The organism is Streptomyces sp. NPDC002779, from assembly GCF_042888685.1.
In the GTDB taxonomy this organism is placed as follows: Bacteria; Actinomycetota; Actinomycetes; order Streptomycetales; family Streptomycetaceae; genus Streptomyces.
Genome location: NZ_JBIAQC010000001.1, coordinates 94,232 through 111,098, shown reverse-complemented (window position 1 = coordinate 111,098; position 16,867 = coordinate 94,232). Strand labels below are relative to the sequence as shown.

20 protein-coding genes and 1 pseudogene are annotated in these 16,867 nt (G+C 70.8%); 20 read left to right on the top strand and 1 reads right to left on the bottom strand.

Annotated features, from left to right (window positions below):
- Positions 1–127 precede the first annotated feature (127 nt).
- From ACFYW5_RS00480 to ACFYW5_RS00400, 17 genes are all read left to right on the top strand, one after another.
- Positions 128–724, top strand: coding sequence for a hypothetical protein (locus ACFYW5_RS00480; RefSeq protein WP_186282930.1), 597 nt, complete (start codon positions 128–130; stop codon positions 722–724).
- Positions 725–1,009: 285 nt separating this feature from the next.
- The gene (gene rpsP / locus ACFYW5_RS00475) at positions 1,010–1,429 is read left to right on the top strand and encodes a 30S ribosomal protein S16 (protein WP_389414737.1); all 420 of its coding nucleotides are present in this window, start codon (positions 1,010–1,012) and stop codon (positions 1,427–1,429) included.
- Between the two features lie 2 nt (positions 1,430–1,431).
- The gene (locus ACFYW5_RS00470; protein ID WP_005479813.1) at positions 1,432–1,671 is read left to right on the top strand and encodes an RNA-binding protein; all 240 of its coding nucleotides are present in this window, start codon (positions 1,432–1,434) and stop codon (positions 1,669–1,671) included.
- Positions 1,672–1,759: 88 nt separating this feature from the next.
- The gene (gene rimM, locus ACFYW5_RS00465; RefSeq protein WP_250074586.1) at positions 1,760–2,302 is read left to right on the top strand and encodes a ribosome maturation factor RimM; all 543 of its coding nucleotides are present in this window, start codon (positions 1,760–1,762) and stop codon (positions 2,300–2,302) included.
- Entirely contained in the window at positions 2,302–3,135 is an 834-nt protein-coding gene (gene trmD, locus ACFYW5_RS00460) for a tRNA (guanosine(37)-N1)-methyltransferase TrmD (RefSeq protein ID WP_389414736.1), read from the top strand. The genes rimM and trmD overlap by 1 nt, the downstream gene beginning before the upstream one ends.
- Before the next feature lie 131 nt (positions 3,136–3,266).
- On the top strand, positions 3,267–3,617 hold the full coding sequence (gene rplS / locus ACFYW5_RS00455; RefSeq protein WP_030041016.1) for a 50S ribosomal protein L19: 351 nt from the start codon (positions 3,267–3,269) through the stop codon (positions 3,615–3,617).
- Positions 3,618–3,662: 45 nt separating this feature from the next.
- A complete protein-coding gene (gene lepB, locus ACFYW5_RS00450; protein WP_389414735.1) occupies positions 3,663–4,358 on the top strand; it encodes a signal peptidase I in 696 nt (231 codons plus the stop codon).
- On the top strand, positions 4,351–5,436 hold the full coding sequence (gene lepB / locus ACFYW5_RS00445) for a signal peptidase I (protein WP_389415607.1): 1,086 nt from the start codon (positions 4,351–4,353) through the stop codon (positions 5,434–5,436). Before lepB (ACFYW5_RS00450) ends, lepB (ACFYW5_RS00445) begins: the two co-directional genes overlap by 8 nt.
- Positions 5,327–6,286: a signal peptidase I gene (lepB, locus tag ACFYW5_RS00440; RefSeq protein WP_389414734.1), complete on the top strand. Its 960-nt coding sequence runs from the start codon at positions 5,327–5,329 to the stop codon at positions 6,284–6,286. The genes lepB (ACFYW5_RS00445) and lepB (ACFYW5_RS00440) overlap by 110 nt, the downstream gene beginning before the upstream one ends.
- Positions 6,287–6,337: 51 nt before the next feature.
- Entirely contained in the window at positions 6,338–7,102 is a 765-nt protein-coding gene (gene lepB, locus ACFYW5_RS00435) for a signal peptidase I (protein ID WP_389414733.1), read from the top strand.
- 19 nt (positions 7,103–7,121) lie between these two features.
- Complete coding sequence (locus ACFYW5_RS00430) at positions 7,122–7,607, top strand: NUDIX hydrolase (RefSeq protein ID WP_389415606.1); 486 nt, start codon at positions 7,122–7,124, stop codon at positions 7,605–7,607.
- A 56-nt stretch (positions 7,608–7,663) separates the two neighbouring features.
- Positions 7,664–7,972: a DUF2469 domain-containing protein gene (locus ACFYW5_RS00425; protein ID WP_003965949.1), complete on the top strand. Its 309-nt coding sequence runs from the start codon at positions 7,664–7,666 to the stop codon at positions 7,970–7,972.
- Between the two features lie 88 nt (positions 7,973–8,060).
- A complete protein-coding gene (locus ACFYW5_RS00420; protein WP_389414732.1) occupies positions 8,061–8,423 on the top strand; it encodes a YraN family protein in 363 nt (120 codons plus the stop codon).
- Entirely contained in the window at positions 8,423–10,048 is a 1,626-nt protein-coding gene (locus ACFYW5_RS00415) for a YifB family Mg chelatase-like AAA ATPase (protein ID WP_389414731.1), read from the top strand. The genes ACFYW5_RS00420 and ACFYW5_RS00415 overlap by 1 nt, the downstream gene beginning before the upstream one ends.
- Positions 10,045–11,205, top strand: coding sequence for a DNA-processing protein DprA (dprA, locus tag ACFYW5_RS00410; RefSeq protein WP_389414730.1), 1,161 nt, complete (start codon positions 10,045–10,047; stop codon positions 11,203–11,205). The genes ACFYW5_RS00415 and dprA overlap by 4 nt, the downstream gene beginning before the upstream one ends.
- Before the next feature lie 282 nt (positions 11,206–11,487).
- Complete coding sequence (whiG, locus tag ACFYW5_RS00405; protein ID WP_389414729.1) at positions 11,488–12,330, top strand: RNA polymerase sigma factor WhiG; 843 nt, start codon at positions 11,488–11,490, stop codon at positions 12,328–12,330.
- 85 nt (positions 12,331–12,415) lie between these two features.
- On the top strand, positions 12,416–12,973 hold the full coding sequence (locus ACFYW5_RS00400) for a TetR/AcrR family transcriptional regulator (protein ID WP_389415605.1): 558 nt from the start codon (positions 12,416–12,418) through the stop codon (positions 12,971–12,973).
- A gap of 189 nt (positions 12,974–13,162) precedes the next feature.
- On the opposite strand, the pseudogene ACFYW5_RS00395 reads toward ACFYW5_RS00400, so the two are convergent.
- Positions 13,163–13,588: pseudogene (locus ACFYW5_RS00395) on the bottom strand (peptidoglycan DD-metalloendopeptidase family protein); the annotation flags it as partial.
- A 272-nt stretch (positions 13,589–13,860) separates the two neighbouring features.
- On the opposite strand from ACFYW5_RS00395, the gene rpsB reads away from it, so the two are divergent.
- The 3 genes from rpsB to pyrH all read left to right on the top strand — a co-directional run bounded on the left by rpsB (position 13,861) and on the right by pyrH (position 16,752).
- A complete protein-coding gene (rpsB, locus tag ACFYW5_RS00390) occupies positions 13,861–14,787 on the top strand; it encodes a 30S ribosomal protein S2 (protein ID WP_389414728.1) in 927 nt (308 codons plus the stop codon).
- A 183-nt stretch (positions 14,788–14,970) separates the two neighbouring features.
- The gene (gene tsf, locus ACFYW5_RS00385) at positions 14,971–15,807 is read left to right on the top strand and encodes a translation elongation factor Ts (protein ID WP_389414727.1); all 837 of its coding nucleotides are present in this window, start codon (positions 14,971–14,973) and stop codon (positions 15,805–15,807) included.
- Between the two features lie 186 nt (positions 15,808–15,993).
- Positions 15,994–16,752 (top strand): UMP kinase, encoded by a 759-nt coding sequence (pyrH, locus tag ACFYW5_RS00380; RefSeq protein ID WP_389414726.1) that lies wholly within the window; start codon positions 15,994–15,996, stop codon positions 16,750–16,752.
- The last annotated feature ends 115 nt before the right edge of the window (positions 16,753–16,867 follow it).

The following is a 16,867-nucleotide window of genomic DNA, read 5'->3' as shown; positions in this document are numbered from 1 at the left end:
AGGCTTCTCCGCAGATCAGCGCACCCGCCCTCGTCAGGACGCATCAGCGGCAACTGACGGGTACGTGCAAAATATTTGGGATGGCCCGGAATCGGAACACAGGGGCACCCCAGCTCGTTGTGATTACGTGAGCACGACACAGACACCACCTGTTCTCGCCGCAGAGCTGGCGCAGGCGTGGGCCGACATTCAGCGGCACCACCCCGAGCTGCCGGATCTCGCCGCGCCAGAGTCCCTGATCGGAGAGTCGTCGTCCGCGTGCGGACACGAACTCTCCTTCGAGCGGCTGCTTCATGAGGCGGTGCACGGCATCGCCGCCGCCCGCGGAGTGCGCGACACCTCCCGGGCGGGCCGCTACCACAACCGCCGATTCCTGGCCATCGCCGAGGAGCTGGGCCTGGACCACCCCGACGAACCGCACCCCAGCAGCGGATTCTCGCTGGTCACCCTCAATCCGGAGGCCAAGCGCCGCTACCGCCCGACGATCGAGCGCCTCCAGCGCGCCCTGAAGGCGCACACGGCGGCCACATCGGCGGACACGGCCCGGTCCTTCCGGGGGCCGGCGGCCCGGCACGGCTCCTCCGGCGGCGGGGTCCGCGTCAAGGCGGTCTGCGACTGCGGCCGCAATGTCCGCGTGGTCCCCTCGGTGCTGGCCCAGGCCCCGATCGTCTGCGGCGGCTGCGGGAAGCCGTTCCGGATTCCCGAGGTCGTGGGCGCGGCGTAACCCGACCGGTACCGGCAACTCGTGGCTGCCGGTGCGGTCGGCTCGCGCCGGCTGCGCACCCGACGTTCCTCACCTCCGCGCCGGGTGCGCCTCAGCCATGCCCGCCGCCCGGGCCCTCGGTCCGAGGCGAGCCGCGGGGTGTGGCACAATGGCTAGCTGTACTCGACAGCCGCACAGGACCCCTCTCTCCTCCGGCTGACGCGTCCGTCGGGCACTCGGGTACCGCAACCCCACGCGGCCATCTCGCCGTGCCCAACCACGTCAAATCCAGGAGAACCCACTCCCGTGGCAGTCAAGATCAAGCTGAAGCGTCTGGGCAAGATCCGTTCGCCTCACTACCGCATCGTCGTCGCCGACTCCCGTACCCGTCGTGACGGTCGTGCGATCGAGGAGATCGGCCTGTACCACCCGGTGCAGAACCCGTCGCGCATCGAGGTCGACGCCGAGCGTGTCGCGTACTGGCTCTCCGTCGGCGCTCAGCCGACCGAGCCCGTCCTCGCCATCCTCAAGAAGACCGGCGACTGGCAGAAGTTCAAGGGCGAGCCCGCCCCGGCGCCGCTGCTCCAGCCGGCCGAGAAGGCCACGCGCCCCTCGTTCGAGGCTCTGAGCGGTGACGACGAGGGCAAGGGTGAGGCCATCACCCAGAAGAAGAAGGCCGACAAGAAGGACGAGGCTGCGGCTGAGTCCGAGTCGACCGAGGCCTGAGCATGCTCGAGGAGGCTCTCGAGCACCTCGTGAAGGGCATCGTCGACAACCCTGACGATGTGCAGGTCGCATCCCGCGACCTGCGCCGTGGACGCGTGCTCGAGGTCCGGGTCCACCCCGACGACCTCGGCAAGGTGATCGGCCGCAACGGCCGCACCGCACGCGCTCTGCGCACCGTCGTGGGCGCCATCGGCGGCCGTGGTGTCCGTGTCGACCTCGTCGACGTGGACCACGTCCGCTGACGCCGAACGCAGCACCGGCTCGGGCCGGGGAGGGCCACAGCGCCGTCCCCGGCCCGCAGTCGTACGTACGACAGGAGATCTTCGAAAAGTGCAGCTCGTAGTCGCCCGGATCGGCCGCGCCCACGGCATCAAGGGCGAGGTCACCGTCGAGGTACGTACCGACGAGCCGGAACTCCGGCTCGCCCCCGGCGCCGTACTGGCCACCGATCCCGCATCCGCGGGCCCGCTCACCATCGAGACCGGCCGGGTGCACAGCGGCCGGCTGCTGCTGCGCTTCGAGGGCGTGCGCGACCGCACCGGAGCCGAGGCCCTGCGCAACATCCTCCTCATCGCCGACGTCGACCCCGACGAACTGCCCGAGGAGGAGGACGAGTACTACGACCACCAGCTGATGGACCTCGACGTGGTCACCAAGGACGGCGAGGAGGTCGGCCGGATCACCGAGATCTCGCATCTGCCCTCGCAGGACCTGTTCATCGTCGAGCGGCCCGACGGCAGCGAGGTGATGATCCCGTTCGTCCAGGAGATCGTCACCGAGATCGACCTCGCCGAGCAGAAGGCGGTCATCGACCCGCCGCCCGGCCTCATCGACGACCAGGCGGAGATCGCCTCCTCGCGGGACGAGTCCTGATGCGCCTCGACGTCGTCACGATCTTCCCCGAGTACCTGGAGCCCCTGAACGTCTCCCTGGTCGGCAAGGCACGCGCGCGTGGACAGCTCAACGTCCAGGTGCACGACCTGCGCGGCTGGACCTACGACCGCCACAACACGGTCGACGACACGCCCTACGGCGGCGGCCCCGGCATGGTCATGAAGACCGACCCCTGGGGCGACGCGCTGGACTCCGTCCTCGCGGACGGCTACGAGAGCGGCTCCCACGCGCCCACGCTGATCGTCCCCACGCCGAGCGGCCGGCCCTTCACCCAGGAACTCGCGGTGGAGCTCTCCGCGCGTCCGTGGCTGATCTTCACCCCGGCCCGCTACGAGGGCATCGACCGACGGGTCATCGACGAGTACGCGACCCGGATGCCGGTCCACGAGGTGTCCATCGGCGACTACGTCCTGGCCGGCGGGGAAGCGGCCGTCCTGGTGATGACGGAGGCCGTGGCCCGGCTGCTGCCCGGGGTCCTCGGCAACGCCGAGTCCCACCGCGACGACTCCTTCGCGCCCGGCGCCATGGCGAGCCTCCTGGAGGGACCCGTCTACACCAAGCCGCCCGAGTGGCGCGGCCGCGGCATCCCGGACGTACTGCTCAGCGGGCACCACGGGAAGATCGCCCGCTGGCGGCGCGACGAGGCCCTGAAGCGGACGACCGCCCATCGGCCCGACCTGATCGAGCGCTGCGACCCCAAGGCCTTCGACAAGAAGGACCGCGAAATGCTCTCCATCCTCGGCTGGGCACCGGATCCCGAGGGCGAGCGATACGGCCGATTTTGGCGCAGGCCCGGGGCCGTGGAAGAATAGGCCGCTGTTGTGCGCCGTCCGGCGTGCGCCCCTGCCACAGGGGGACACGACGCCCGCCCCGACGCGAACAGCATCCTCCTGGAAACTACTCCCGCCTATGACCTGTGGCATGGGTGAAGAAAGCAGACGACATGTCTCACCTGCTCGACTCTGTCGACTCCGCGTCGCTGCGCAGCGACGTCCCGGCCTTCCGCCCGGGTGACACCGTCAACGTCCACGTCCGCGTCATCGAGGGCAACCGCTCCCGTGTGCAGCAGTTCAAGGGCGTAGTCATCCGCCGCCAGGGCGCCGGTGTCCGTGAGACCTTCACGGTCCGCAAGGTCTCCTTCTCCGTCGGCGTCGAGCGCACCTTCCCGGTGCACACCCCGATCGTGGAGAAGATCGAGCTCGTCACCCGTGGTGACGTGCGGCGCGCCAAGCTGTACTACCTCCGTGAGCTGCGCGGCAAGGCCGCGAAGATCAAGGAGAAGCGCGACAACTGAGCGCTTTCCGGACGTCACAGCGAGGCCGGATAGCATCTGGCCCCGATGGACACCGAAGCACAGCCGACGGAGCGCGACCGCTCCTCCGCACCCGCACCGAGCGGCACGGAGGGCCGGTCGCGCTTCGCGTTGGTGGCGCGGATCTCCGAGTGGCTGCCCGGCGGCCGGATCACCCTGACCCTGCTGATCTGCCTGCTCTTCCTGCTGCTGCTCAGCACGTTCGTGCTCCAGCCCTTCCAGATCCCCAGCGGATCCATGGAACGCGGATTGAGGATCGGGGACCGCGTTGTCGTAAATAAGTTGGCGTACCGTTTCGGTGCCCAGCCGCAGCGTGGCGATGTCGTGGTGTTCGACGGAACCGGGTACTTCGGGGACGCGGACTACATCAAGCGCGTGGTCGGGGTGGGGGAGGACCGGGTGGTCTGCTGCGACAAGGAGGGGAGGATCCAGGTGAACGGCCGGTCGGTCGACGAGTCGGAGTTCCTGTACCCCGGGGACGGCCCCTCCGGCGTGTCCTTCGACGTCGTCGTGCCCGCGGACAGCCTCTTCGTCCTCGGCGACCACCGCAGCGGCTCCAGCGACTCCCGCGACCACCTCGGCTCCCCGGGCGGCGGGATGATCCCCGTCGAGGACGTGATCGGCCGCGCCGACTGGATCGTCTGGCCCACCGCCCACTGGACCCGTCTGGAGCGCCCCGACGCGTACGCGCGCGTGCCCGGCCCGGCCGGTGGCCATGGGTAACCGCGGCAAGCCGCGCGGGGCACCGAGCAGCGCCGCCGAAGACCTCCTGCCCACCGGCTCCCGGCGCGCCTCCGCCTCCGGGGGCGGCCGGACGCGCGCGGAGCGGCGCAAGCTGCAGCGCAAGGTCAAGCGACGGCGCCGGCGCAGCGCGATCAAGGAGATACCGCTCCTCATCGGTGTCGCGGTGCTCATAGCGCTCGTCCTGAAGACCTTTCTCGTCCAGGCCTTCGTGATCCCGTCCGGGTCGATGGAGCAGACGATCCAGATCGGCGACCGGGTCCTGGTCGACAAGCTCACCCCGTGGTTCGGCTCCAAGCCGCAGCGCGGGGACGTCGTCGTGTTCAAGGACCCCGGCGGCTGGCTCCAGGACGAGCAGCCCACGGCCAAGAAGGAGGACCCCGTCGTCGTCAAGCAGATCAAGGAAGGGCTCACCTTCATCGGTCTGCTGCCGTCCGAGAACGAGAAGGACCTGATCAAGCGGGTCGTCGGCGTCGGCGGGGACCGGGTCACGTGCTGCGACGCGCAAGGGCGGGTCACCGTCAACGGCGTCCCCCTGGAGGAGGACTACCTCTTTCCCGGGAACGTCCCCTCCCTGACCGAGTTCGACGTCACCGTCCCGCAGGGGCGGCTGTGGGTGATGGGTGACCATCGCGCCGACTCCGCCGACTCCCGCTCGCACCAGGACCAGAACGGCGGCACGGTCTCCGAGGACGAGGTGGTCGGCCGTGCCGTGGTCATCGCCTGGCCCTTCGGTCACTGGGGCACCCTGGACGAACCGAAAACGTACGCGTCGGTCTCCGACTCGGCCACCGGGTCGACCGCGGCTCCCCGGCTGTCGCATAGGGTTGCCTCCGACGATCCGAACGAACCGATCCGACTCCCGAGCCCTGCGGAACTCCCGCTCGTTATGGGAGTGGTGGGCCTGCACCGCCTTTGGGGCAGGCAGCGGCACAGAGTAAGGAGTTGGCGTGGGGGATGTGGCGGTAGGCGCACGATCCGGGCACGACGGCGAGGACCGCGGACGCCCCGCGGAGGCGACCGGACCGGGCGCGGACGGCGCCGTGACCTCCGGACATGACCCCGGCAGGGCCGACGCGGGCACCGCGGCCGGCGAGCAGGCCCGCACGGACGGCCAGGGGCCGGGCGAGCCCGCCCCCAAGGCGAACAAGGCGCGCTCCTTCTGGAAGGAGCTGCCCATCCTGATCGGTATCGCGCTGGTGCTGGCGCTGCTGATCAAGACGTTCCTGGTGCAGGCCTTCTCCATCCCCTCCGACTCGATGCAGAACACCCTCCAGCAGGGCGACCGGGTGCTGGTCGACAAGCTCACCCCCTGGTTCGGTTCGGAGCCCGATCGCGGCGAGGTCGTCGTCTTCCACGACCCCGACAACTGGCTGGCCGGCGAGCCCACGCCCGAACCGAACGTCCTGCAGACCTTCCTCAGCTGGATCGGCCTGATGCCCTCCTCCGAGGAGAAGGACCTGATCAAGCGGGTCGTCGGGGTCGGCGGTGACACCGTCGAGTGCAAGGGCACCGGCCCGCTGAAGATCAACGGCAAGGCGCTGAACGAGTCGTCGTACGTCTACCCGGGCAACACCCCGTGCACCGACGACAGCGACGGCGGCCAGTTCAAGGTGAAGATCCCCGAGGGCTACCTCTGGGTCATGGGCGACCACCGGCAGAACTCCCGGGACTCGCGCTACAACCAGGCGGACGCCAACAAGGGCATGGTGCCGGTCGACAAGGTCGTCGGGCGTGCCGTCGTGGTGGCCTGGCCGATCAACCGCTGGGACAACCTGCCGGTTCCGGACACCTTCGACCAGAACCTCAGCGCGCGCACGGCGGCCGTCGCTCCTTCGGGCCTCGCCCTCGTCGGTGCCGTACCGCTCGTTCTGTGGCGTCGTCAGCGGGCCCGCAACGGCTCCGAGTGATCCAGACCATGGGCTGACCCCGGGGTGTACCCCCGGGTAGGGTGCGGACCCATGGGTGAGACCACTACGCGTACGGCCCCGCCGAGCGGCGGAGGCAAGGGCCCGGCGGGCAGCCGGACCGGACAGCGGTTGTCCGGTCTCGCGGTCGCGCTGGGCCTGGTGCTGTTCCTGGGCGGCTTCGCCTGGGCGGCGGTGGTCTACCGGCCGTACACCGTGCCCACCACCTCCATGGCGCCGACCATCGATGCCGGGGACCGGGTGCTGGCCGAGCGGGTCGACGGGGACGCGATACGTCGCGGGGACGTCGTCGTCTTCAACGACGAGGCGTGGGCGAACGCGCCGGTGCTCAAGCGGGTGGTGGCCATCGGCGGCGACACCGTCGCCTGCTGCACGGACGGCAAGCTGACGGTCGACGGCAAGAAGATCGACGAGCCGTATCTGGCCGACGGCAGCCTGGCCGGGAGCACCGACTTCCCGACCGTGACCGTCCCCGAGGGGCGGCTGTTCCTGCTCGGTGACGAGCGGCACGGCTCGCTGGACTCCACCGCCCATCTGACCGATGCCGCGAGCGGCACGGTGGCGACCGGCGCGGTGACCGCCCGGGTCGACGCCGTCGTCTGGCCGATGGACGGCATGCTGGAGCGGCCCTCCGGCTTCGAGGAACTGGGCGCGATCTCCTCGCCGGGGCCGCTGCGCACCATGGGCGTCCTGATCCTGGTGGGCGCGCTGCTGGTGCTCGGCGGTGCGGCGTACGGGCCCGTGGCGAAGTGGCTGGGGCGCTCCCGTACCGGGACGGAGCCCGCGGGTGCCCGCTGAGGACGTGTACGCGGGCGGGATGCGCAAGGTCGCCCGGGTGGTCCTGCTGGACCCCGAGGACCGGATCCTGCTGCTGCACGGGCACGAGCCGGACGACGTGAGTGACGACTGGTGGTTCACGCCCGGCGGGGGCGTCGAGGGCGACGAGACCCGGGAACAGGCCGCGCTGCGGGAACTCGCCGAGGAGACCGGCATCACCGAGGTCGAGCTCGGCCCGGTGCTGTGGCGGCGGACGTGCTCGTTCCCCTTCGCCGGGCGCCGCTGGGACCAGGACGAGTGGTACTACCTGGCCCGTACGGCGGACGCTCGGGACGTGGTTCCGGGGGCCTGGGGCCTCACCGAGCTGGAGCGGCGCAGTGTCGCCGGAGCACGCTGGTGGACCTGTCAGGAACTGAGCCAGGCACATGAGACGGTGTATCCGACCAGACTCGCCGAGCTGCTGCGCAGGCTGCTCGACGAAGGTCCCCCGGCCGGGCCCGTGACCCTGGACACCGAAATCGTCTAGGGGCTCGCGGGACTGGCGCACAATGGGGGGATCGCACGGCTGAAGGGGAACATGCCATGAGCGCCGAGGACCTCGAGAAGTACGAGACCGAGATGGAGCTCAAGCTCTACCGGGAGTACCGCGATGTCGTCGGTCTGTTCAAATACGTGATCGAGACCGAGCGGCGCTTCTATCTGACCAACGACTACGAGATGCAGGTGCACTCGGTCCAGGGAGAGGTGTTCTTCGAGGTGTCCATGGCGGACGCCTGGGTCTGGGACATGTACCGGCCGGCCCGCTTCGTGAAGCAGGTGCGTGTGCTCACGTTCAAGGACGTGAACATCGAGGAGCTGAACAAGAGCGACCTGGAGCTCCCGGGCGGGTGACGGAGTTGTCCACAGTCAGTGACTTGTCCACCAAGATCCTTTTCTTGGGGGCGGATACGTGATCGTCGGTGCCGGAGGTGGTGCCGACATGAACGCACGCAGTGCACTCGGAAAGTACGGAGAAGGGCTGGCCGCCAGGAGGCTGGCCGAGGCCGGGATGACGGTCCTGGAGCGCAACTGGCGCTGCGGCCGGACCGGCGAGATCGACATCGTGGCGCGGGACGGGGACGCGCTGGTCGTCTGTGAGGTCAAGACCCGCAGGGGCGACTGCTTCGAACACCCGATGGCCGCGGTCACGCCCGAGAAGGCGGACCGCCTGCGACACCTGGCCGAACGCTGGATCCAGTCCCACGGCGGAGCACCACCCGGCGGCGTCCGCATCGACGTCGTCGGCGTCCTCCTCCCCCAGCGGGGCGCCCCCGTGGTCGACCATGTGCGGGGGGTGGCGTGATGGGGTTCGCCCGCACCTGCTCGGTGGCCCTGGTCGGAGTCGAGGGCGTGGTGGTGGAGGTCCAGGCCGACCTCGAACCGGGCGTCGCCGCCTTCACCCTGGTCGGCCTGCCGGACAAGAGCCTGACGGAGAGCCGGGACCGGGTCCGGGCGGCGGTGGTGAACTCCGGGACCCCGTGGCCGCAGAAGAAGCTGACGGTGGGGCTCAGCCCGGCGTCGGTACCCAAGGCCGGCAGCGGCTTCGACCTGGCGATCGCCAGCGCGGTCCTGGGCGCGGCGGAGCGCATCGATCCGCGGGTCCTCGCCGACATCGTGATGATCGGGGAGCTGGGCCTGGACGGCCGGGTGCGGCCCGTCCGGGGCATCCTGCCCGCGGTGCTCGCCGCCGCCCACGCCGGGTACGAACAGGTGGTCGTACCGGAGAGCGCCGCCGCCGAGGCCTCCCTGGTGCCGGGCGTCTCCGTGCTGGGGGTGCGCAGTCTGCGCCAGCTGATCGCGGTACTGGCCGACGAACCCGTGCCCGAGGAGGAACCGCACGAACCCGGGCGCCCCGATCCGCTGCTCGCCGGACTGCGGGTGCCCGGCACGGGCGCGGCCACGGGCATGCACAGCGCCGGAGCGGCACAGCAGGACAGCGCCCACGACCTCGCCGACGTCGTGGGCCAGCTCTCGGCGCGTACGGCCGTGGAGGTCGCCGCGGCCGGCGGACACCATCTGTTCCTGGAGGGGCCGCCCGGTGCCGGCAAGACCATGCTCGCCGAGCGGCTGCCCGCGATCCTGCCCCCGCTGGCCAGGCAGGAGTCCCTGGAGGTCACGGCGGTGCACTCGGTGGCGGGACTGCTGCCCGCGGGCAAGCCGCTGATCGACGTCCCGCCCTACTGCGCCCCGCATCACTCCGCGACGATGCAGGCCCTGGTCGGCGGCGGTCCCGGCATCGCCCGGCCGGGCGCGGTGTCGCTGTCCCATCGGGGCGTGCTGTTCCTGGACGAGACGCCCGAGTTCAGCAGCCAAGCGCTCGATGCCCTCCGCCAGCCCCTGGAGGCCGGGCACGTGGTGATCGCGCGCAGCGCGGGTGTCGTCCGGTTCCCGGCGAAGTTCCTGATGGTGCTGGCGGCCAACCCCTGCCCCTGCGGCCGGTTCTCCCAGAACGACGACTTCTGCGAATGCCCGCCCGCCGTCGTCCGCCGCTACCAGGCCCGGCTCTCCGGGCCGCTGCTCGACCGGGTCGACCTGCGGGTCGAGGTGGACCGGATCACGCGGGCGGAGCTGACCGAGCGCGGTGCCAGGGGCGAGTCCACGGCGGCGGTGGCCGCCCGGGTCCGGCAGGCCAGGGAGCGGGCGTCGGCCCGGCTGGCGGGTACGCCGTGGCGGACGAACAGCGAGGTACCGGGCCGCGAGCTGCGCAGCCGCTGGCACGCCGCGTCCGGCGCGATGGAGGAGGCCGAGCGCAGCCTGGAACGGGGTGCCCTGACCGCACGCGGCCTCGACCGGGTCCTCCGGGTCGCCTGGACCGTCGCCGACCTCGTCGGCCACGACCGGCCCGACGCGACGGACGTCGCCCTGGCGCTGCAACTGCGGACCGGGGTCCCCCGAGGGGTGCCGATGGCCATCGGGGCGTTGACGTGAGCCGCGCCGACGATCCGGACGAGGAGCTGCACGACCGGGTGTTCCTCGCCAGGGTTCTCGAGCCCGGCTACGAGACGGCGGGGCGGTGGCTGCGGGAACGGGGGACGCGGGAGGTCGCACGGTGGTTGCGGGAGAAGGGGGCCAGGCCCGAGGGGGTGAGTGAGCGGCGCTGGGCCGGGCTGTTGGCGCGGGCCGAGCGGGCCGATCCCGAGCGGGACCTCGCGGTGGCCCGGGCCGCGGGGGTCCGGTTCGTCCGCCCGGGGGCCACCGAGTGGCCGGGGCAGCTCGACGATCTCGGGGACGCGCGGCCGGTGGGGCTGTGGGTGCGGGGCGTGGCCAGTCTGCGGATGTGGGCGCTGCGGTCCGTGGCCGTGGTGGGAGCGCGGGCGTGCACCGAGTACGGCTCCCATATGGCGGCCGTCCTCGGCGGGGAGCTCGCCGAGCGGGGGTGGGTGGTGGTCTCCGGAGGTGCCTACGGCATCGACGGCGCCGCCCACCGCGGGGCCCTCGCCGCGGGCGGGGCCACCGTGGCCGTGCTCGCCTGCGGGGTGGACCGGCCCTATCCGCGGGGGCACACCCAGTTGATCAACCGGATCGCGGAACAGGGCCTCGTCATCGGTGAGTTGCCGCCCGGGGACCACCCGACGCCCAGCAGATTCATCGTGCGCAACCGGGTGATCGCCGCGCTCACCAGGGGCACCGTCGTGGTCGAGGCCGCGCATCGGAGCGGGTCGCTGGCCACGGCGCGGGCGGCACAGCGGTTGGGGCGCCACACGATAGGGGTACCGGGGCCGGCGACCAGCGGGCTCTCCGCGGGGGTGCACGAACTGCTGCGGGGAGACGCCGTCCTCGTCACCGACGCCGCGGAAGTCGTCGAACTCGTCGGGGACATGGGCGAGCTCGCTCCGGACCGGCGCGGGCCCGTCCTGCCGCGGGATCTGCTGGCGCCGGGCGCCCGCCGGGTGCTGAACGCGCTGCCCGGGAGCCGCCCGGCCCTGCCCGACGAGATCGCCCGCGGGGCGGGGACCACGGACGACGACGCCATCGCCCGGCTGTACGAACTGCGAGCACTTGGTTACGTCGAACGACACGGCGACGGCTGGAAGTTGACACGCCAGTCGATGATCTCGGTCCGCGGAGATCGAAGTCGGTGCTGACCGAGCGTGTTCGGCCGTCCGGGGGAACCGTGACGCCCTTGCGGATTCCCGGAGTTGATGCGCCGGGGTGATCACGCAGAGCGACCGCCATGCCCCGGGGGGACGCCCAGCGGAACGTATCTGCGCACGCTCCGAGCCCTGGCCTTCGCACACCGCGACTGTCCAGTCACGCTACGCTCACGTGGATTCCGGTGCAGACCGGCAACGCGGCATCAGACCCGTACCAGACCGACAGCTCACCCAAGCACCCGCACTTCACGGCAGAACGGCACAAGGCGACGAATGCCCCAGCACACCTCCGGGGCCGACCGGGCGGCGCTCCCCCCAGCCGCCCGGGACGGTGGCAGCGTGCGGCCCCCCGCTCCCTCGACGCTCGACGAGCTGTGGCGGTCGTACAAGGCGACGGGGGACGAGCGGCTGCGCGAGCAGCTGATCCTGCACTACTCGCCGCTCGTGAAGTACGTGGCGGGGCGGGTGAGCGTCGGACTGCCGCCCAATGTGGAGCAGGCCGATTTCGTGTCCTCGGGGGTGTTCGGGCTGATCGACGCGATCGAGAAGTTCGACATCGAGCGGGAGATCAAGTTCGAGACGTACGCGATCACCCGGATCCGGGGCGCGATGATCGACGAGCTGCGGGCGCTCGACTGGATCCCGCGGTCGGTCCGGCAGAAGGCGCGCAACGTGGAGCGGGCCTACACGACCCTGGAGGCGCGGCTTCGGCGCACGCCGTCGGAGGGGGAGGTGGCCGCCGAGATGGGCATCGGCGTCGACGAACTGCACGCCGTGTTCAGCCAGTTGTCGCTGGCCAACGTGGTGGCCCTGGAGGAGCTGCTGCATGTGGGCGGCGACAGCGGGGACGGGCTCAGCGTCATGGACACGCTGGAGGACACCGCCGCGGACAACCCCGTGGAGGTGGCCGAGGACCGGGAGCTGCGCCGGTTCCTGGCACGGGCGATCAACACGCTGCCCGAGCGGGAGAAGACCGTCGTGACGCTCTACTACTACGAAGGGCTCACGCTCGCCGAGATCGGCAACGTGCTCGGGGTGACCGAGAGCCGGGTGAGCCAGATCCACACCAAGTCGGTGCTCCAGCTGCGGGCGAAGCTGGCGAGTTTCGGTCGGTGAGCCCGAGCGGGCGGCCGGGAGTCACTCCCGTCGTGGGCGGCGCGTCCGTAGAGTGGTTGACGTGCCAAGGATTCGAGCGGCCTCCGTGGCCGAGCACCGGTCGATGCAGCGAGCCGCCCTGCTGGACGCGGCTCGTTCCCTGCTGTCCGAGGGCGGGACGGAAGCGCTGACGTTTCCGGCTCTCGCCGAGCGGACGGGGCTTGCGCGGTCGTCCGTGTACGAGTACTTCCGGTCACGGGCCGCCGTGGTCGAGGAGCTGTGCGAGGTCGACTTCCCCCTGTGGGCCGCGGAGGTCGCCGCGGCGATGGACGGGGCGGCGTCGGCCGAGGGCAAGGTCGAGGCGTATGTGCGGGCGCAGCTGGCCCTGGTGGGTGACCGGCGGCACCGGGCCGTGGTCGCCATCTCCGCGAGCGAGCTGGACGCGGGGGCCCGGGAGAAGATCCGGGCCGCGCACGGCAGCCTGGTCGCGATGATCGTCGAGGCGCTGCGGGACATGGGGCATGCGGAGCCCCGGCTCGCGGCGATGCTGTTGCAGGGCGTGGTGGACGCGGCCGTGCGGCGGATCGAGCTGGGGGCGGCGGAGGAGCCGTCGACGATCACGGACGCGGCGGTGTCGATGGCGTTGCGCGGGGTGCGGGGCTGAGGTCTGCGCCCTTCGGGCTGAGGCCTGCGTCCTTCTGTACCGGACGGCCGCCGAGGGCCGCGCCGGCTGGGGCAGCGGCACGTCCAGTACCGGCAGGAGCCGGGACGGGCCCCTGCTCAGGAAGCCGAGCGGGTTCAGGTAGGTGTCCCCTCTGCGCAGGCCCCAGTGGAGGCAGGTCCCCGGGCAGTGGGGCGTGGGGCCGGTCACCGTCCCCACCACCTCGCCCGCCGTCACCTCGGCTCCCCTCTTCACCTCCGGCGTGATCGGCTCGTACGTGGTGCGCAGGGGCGGGGTGCCCGTGTTCGTCAGTTCGATCGAGATCACGCCTCGGCCCGCCACCCGGCCCACGAAGCTCACCCGGCCCGGGGCCACCGCCCGTACGGGAGTACCGGAGGGGGCCGCAAGATCCACTCCTCGATGGCCGCGGGCGTACGGGGCCGGGGGCGGTTCCCAGCCGCGCAGGACCGTGGGACGGGGGACCGGCCAGCTCCGGGCCGCGGCCGCAACCGGGGTGGCCGTGGCCGCGGGGGACAGGGGCACCCCAGGTCCCGCGCCGGGCGGCGCCAGAACCGCCAGCGCCAGCACCGCCGTACTCGCCCATCGTTTCGCTCGCATGCCCACAGGGTCCCGCCACCCCGTCGATCATGGCGGGATCTGTGGACCACCCCGCGCTTGTGGACAGCGGCGTCACCCGGCGCCTTCTCGGTCCCGTACACTTCTTCTGGCGATCCGGGTCACCGGGTCGACTTCGCACGCCCCGACATCGGGTCGACATAACGACCCGTGTCAGCGCTCCTCGGTCCTTCGTGGCACGGCGCATGTGGGCGTCAGGCGCGGGAGCCGTCCGGCACCCGCGGCACAACCGAGAAATTCAAGGAGATACGGCCATGGCCGTCGTCACGATGCGGGAGCTGCTGGAAAGCGGCGTCCACTTCGGTCACCAGACCCGTCGCTGGAACCCGAAGATGAAGCGCTTCATCTTCACCGAGCGCAACGGCATCTACATCATCGACCTGCTCCAGTCGCTGTCGTACATCGACCGCGCCTACGAGTTCGTCAAGGAGACCGTCGCCCACGGCGGCACGGTCATGTTCGTCGGCACGAAGAAGCAGGCGCAGGAGGCCATCGCCGAGCAGGCCACCCGCGTCGGCATGCCCTACGTCAACCAGCGCTGGCTGGGCGGCATGCTCACCAACTTCTCGACCGTCTACAAGCGTCTGCAGCGCCTCAAGGAGCTCGAGCAGATCGACTTCGAGGACGTCGCCGCTTCGGGTCTGACCAAGAAGGAGCTCCTGGTCCTCTCGCGTGAGAAGGCCAAGCTGGAGAAGACCCTCGGTGGTATCCGCGAGATGTCCAAGGTGCCCAGCGCCGTCTGGATCGTGGACACCAAGAAGGAGCACATCGCGGTCGGTGAGGCCCGGAAGCTCAACATCCCGGTCGTCGCCATCCTCGACACCAACTGCGACCCCGACGAGGTCGACTACAAGATCCCGGGCAACGACGACGCGATCCGCTCCGTCACCCTGCTCACCCGCGTGATCGCCGACGCCGTCGCCGAGGGCCTCATCGCCCGTTCCGGCGTGGCGACGGAGGGCAAGGGCGAGAAGGCCGCCGGCGAGCCGCTCGCCGAGTGGGAGCGCGACCTGCTCGAGGGCGAGAAGAAGGCTGAGGACGCTCCGGCCGCCGCCGAGGCCCCGGCCGAGGCTCCCGCCGAGACCCCGGCCGAGGCTCCCGCCGACGCCGAGGCTCCCGCCGCCGAGGCTCCGGTCGAGGCCGCTGCCGAGGCCCCGGCCGCCGAGGCCGAGCAGGCCTGACCCGTCAGCGTCAGAGGTGACGGCGGGGGCGGTGCTGCAGCCAATAGCGCCTCCGGCGCGGGCAACTCCGCCCCCGCCGTTCACCCCTAGGTCAGCGGTGGGTCGTCGGTCCGCGTCTACATGTGGAGCGCGGACCCCCGCAGATCTTCGACCTTCCAGACTTCGAGAAAGATTTCGAGACTCATGGCGAACTACACCGCCGCCGACGTCAAGAAGCTCCGTGAGCTCACGGGCGCCGGCATGATGGACTGCAAGAAGGCGCTGGACGAGGCCGAGGGCAACGTCGACAAGGCCGTCGAGGCGCTCCGCATCAAGGGCCAGAAGGGCGTCGCCAAGCGCGAGGGCCGTTCCGCCGAGAACGGCGCCGTGGTCTCCCTCATCGCCGACGACAACACCTCCGGTGTCCTGGTCGAGCTGAAGTGCGAGACGGACTTCGTCGCCAAGGGCGAGAAGTTCCAGGCCGTCGCCAACCAGCTCGCGCAGCACGTGGCCGCCACCTCCCCGGCGGACATCGAGGCCCTGCTCGCCTCCGAGATCGAGGCCGGCAAGACCGTCCAGGCCTTCGTGGACGAGGCCAACGCCAACCTCGGCGAGAAGATCGTCCTCGACCGCTTCGCGCAGTACGCCGACGGTTTCGTCTACGCCTACATGCACCGCACCATGCCCGACCTGCCGCCGCAGATCGGTGTCCTGGTCGAGCTGGACAAGGCCGACGCCGAGCTGGCCAAGGGTGTCGCCCAGCACATCGCCGCCTTCGCGCCGAAGTACCTCTCCAAGGAGGACGTGCCGGCCGACGTCGTCGAGACCGAGCGCCGCGTCGCCGAGGAGACCACCCGCGCCGAGGGCAAGCCCGAGGCCGCCCTGCAGAAGATCGTCGAGGGTCGCCTCAACGGCTTCTTCAAGGACGCCACGCTGCTCGGCCAGCCGTACGCGCTCGACAACAAGAAGTCCGTCCAGAAGGTTCTGGACGAGGCCGGTGTCACCCTGAAGCGCTTCACGCGCATCAAGGTCGGCATCTGAGTCCGTACCGCGATCGACGCTCGACCCGGATAGGGTCGACAGCAGTCGTCCGCGTACGCCGTCACCTCGGTGGCGGACGACAGCAGATCTGACGAGGAGGCCATTGCCGCGTATGGGATACGAACCCATCCCCACCGGCAGTGGCCTTCTTCGTATGTGCGACCCGTGGAAAGAAGTGAGAGTCCGATGACCACCAAGGCCCAGAAGAGCGACGACGGCAAAGTACGCGGCCGGTATCTGCTGAAGCTGTCCGGAGAGGCCTTCTCCGGCGGTGGGGGCCTCGGCGTGGACCCGAACGTGGTGCACAAGATCGCCCGCGAGATCGCCGCCGTCGTACGCGACGGCGCGGAGATCGCGGTCGTCATCGGCGGCGGCAACTTCTTCCGCGGCGCCGAACTGCAGCAGCGCGGCATGGACCGCGCCCGCTCCGACTACATGGGCATGCTCGGCACCGTGATGAACTGCCTCGCCCTCCAGGACTTCCTGGAGAAGGAGGGCATCGACAGCCGGGTCCAGACCGCCATCACCATGGGCCAGGTCGCCGAGCCGTACATCCCGCTGCGCGCCGTGCGCCACCTGGAGAAGGGCCGTGTGGTCATCTTCGGCGCCGGTATGGGCATGCCGTACTTCTCCACCGACACGACCGCCGCCCAGCGCGCCCTGGAGATCGACGCCGAGGCGCTGCTGATGGGCAAGAACGGCGTGGACGGCGTCTACGACTCCGACCCGAAGACCAACCCGGACGCGGTCAAGTTCGACTCCCTCGGCTACGGCGAGGTCATCACCCGGGACCTCAAGGTCGCCGACGCCACCGCCGTCACGCTCTGCCGCGACAACAAGCTTCCGATCCTGGTGTTCGAGCTTCTGGCGGAGGGCAATATCGCCCGTGCCGTCAAGGGTGAGAAGATCGGCACGCTTGTGGGTGACCAGGACAGCCGCCACTGACGGGCAACACCTACGGACCCTGACCGGGGGATGGACAATGTCCTGCCGGTCGGGAACCGTGCAGGAAGAAGACGCGACGCAGCCGGCCGCCGCCTCCCGCAAGGAACCGCAGCCG

What these genes read in the sequence shown, in the direction of transcription:
- lepB (WP_389414733.1), top strand. Translation starts at nt 6,338, where the DNA reads ATGGGTGAGACCACTACGCGTACGGCCCCGCCGAGCGGCGGAGGCAAG.
- tsf (WP_389414727.1), top strand. Translation starts at nt 14,971, where the DNA reads ATGGCGAACTACACCGCCGCCGACGTCAAGAAGCTCCGTGAGCTCACG.
- ACFYW5_RS00470 (WP_005479813.1), top strand. Translation starts at nt 1,432, where the DNA reads ATGCTCGAGGAGGCTCTCGAGCACCTCGTGAAGGGCATCGTCGACAAC.
- pyrH (WP_389414726.1), top strand. Translation starts at nt 15,994, where the DNA reads ATGACCACCAAGGCCCAGAAGAGCGACGACGGCAAAGTACGCGGCCGG.
- rplS (WP_030041016.1), top strand. Translation starts at nt 3,267, where the DNA reads ATGTCTCACCTGCTCGACTCTGTCGACTCCGCGTCGCTGCGCAGCGAC.
- ACFYW5_RS00420 (WP_389414732.1), top strand. Translation starts at nt 8,061, where the DNA reads ATGAACGCACGCAGTGCACTCGGAAAGTACGGAGAAGGGCTGGCCGCC.
- ACFYW5_RS00430 (WP_389415606.1), top strand. Translation starts at nt 7,122, where the DNA reads ATGCGCAAGGTCGCCCGGGTGGTCCTGCTGGACCCCGAGGACCGGATC.
- ACFYW5_RS00415 (WP_389414731.1), top strand. Translation starts at nt 8,423, where the DNA reads ATGGGGTTCGCCCGCACCTGCTCGGTGGCCCTGGTCGGAGTCGAGGGC.
- rpsB (WP_389414728.1), top strand. Translation starts at nt 13,861, where the DNA reads ATGGCCGTCGTCACGATGCGGGAGCTGCTGGAAAGCGGCGTCCACTTC.
- trmD (WP_389414736.1), top strand. Translation starts at nt 2,302, where the DNA reads ATGCGCCTCGACGTCGTCACGATCTTCCCCGAGTACCTGGAGCCCCTG.
- ACFYW5_RS00425 (WP_003965949.1), top strand. Translation starts at nt 7,664, where the DNA reads ATGAGCGCCGAGGACCTCGAGAAGTACGAGACCGAGATGGAGCTCAAG.
- whiG (WP_389414729.1), top strand. Translation starts at nt 11,488, where the DNA reads ATGCCCCAGCACACCTCCGGGGCCGACCGGGCGGCGCTCCCCCCAGCC.
- lepB (WP_389414735.1), top strand. Translation starts at nt 3,663, where the DNA reads ATGGACACCGAAGCACAGCCGACGGAGCGCGACCGCTCCTCCGCACCC.
- lepB (WP_389415607.1), top strand. Translation starts at nt 4,351, where the DNA reads ATGGGTAACCGCGGCAAGCCGCGCGGGGCACCGAGCAGCGCCGCCGAA.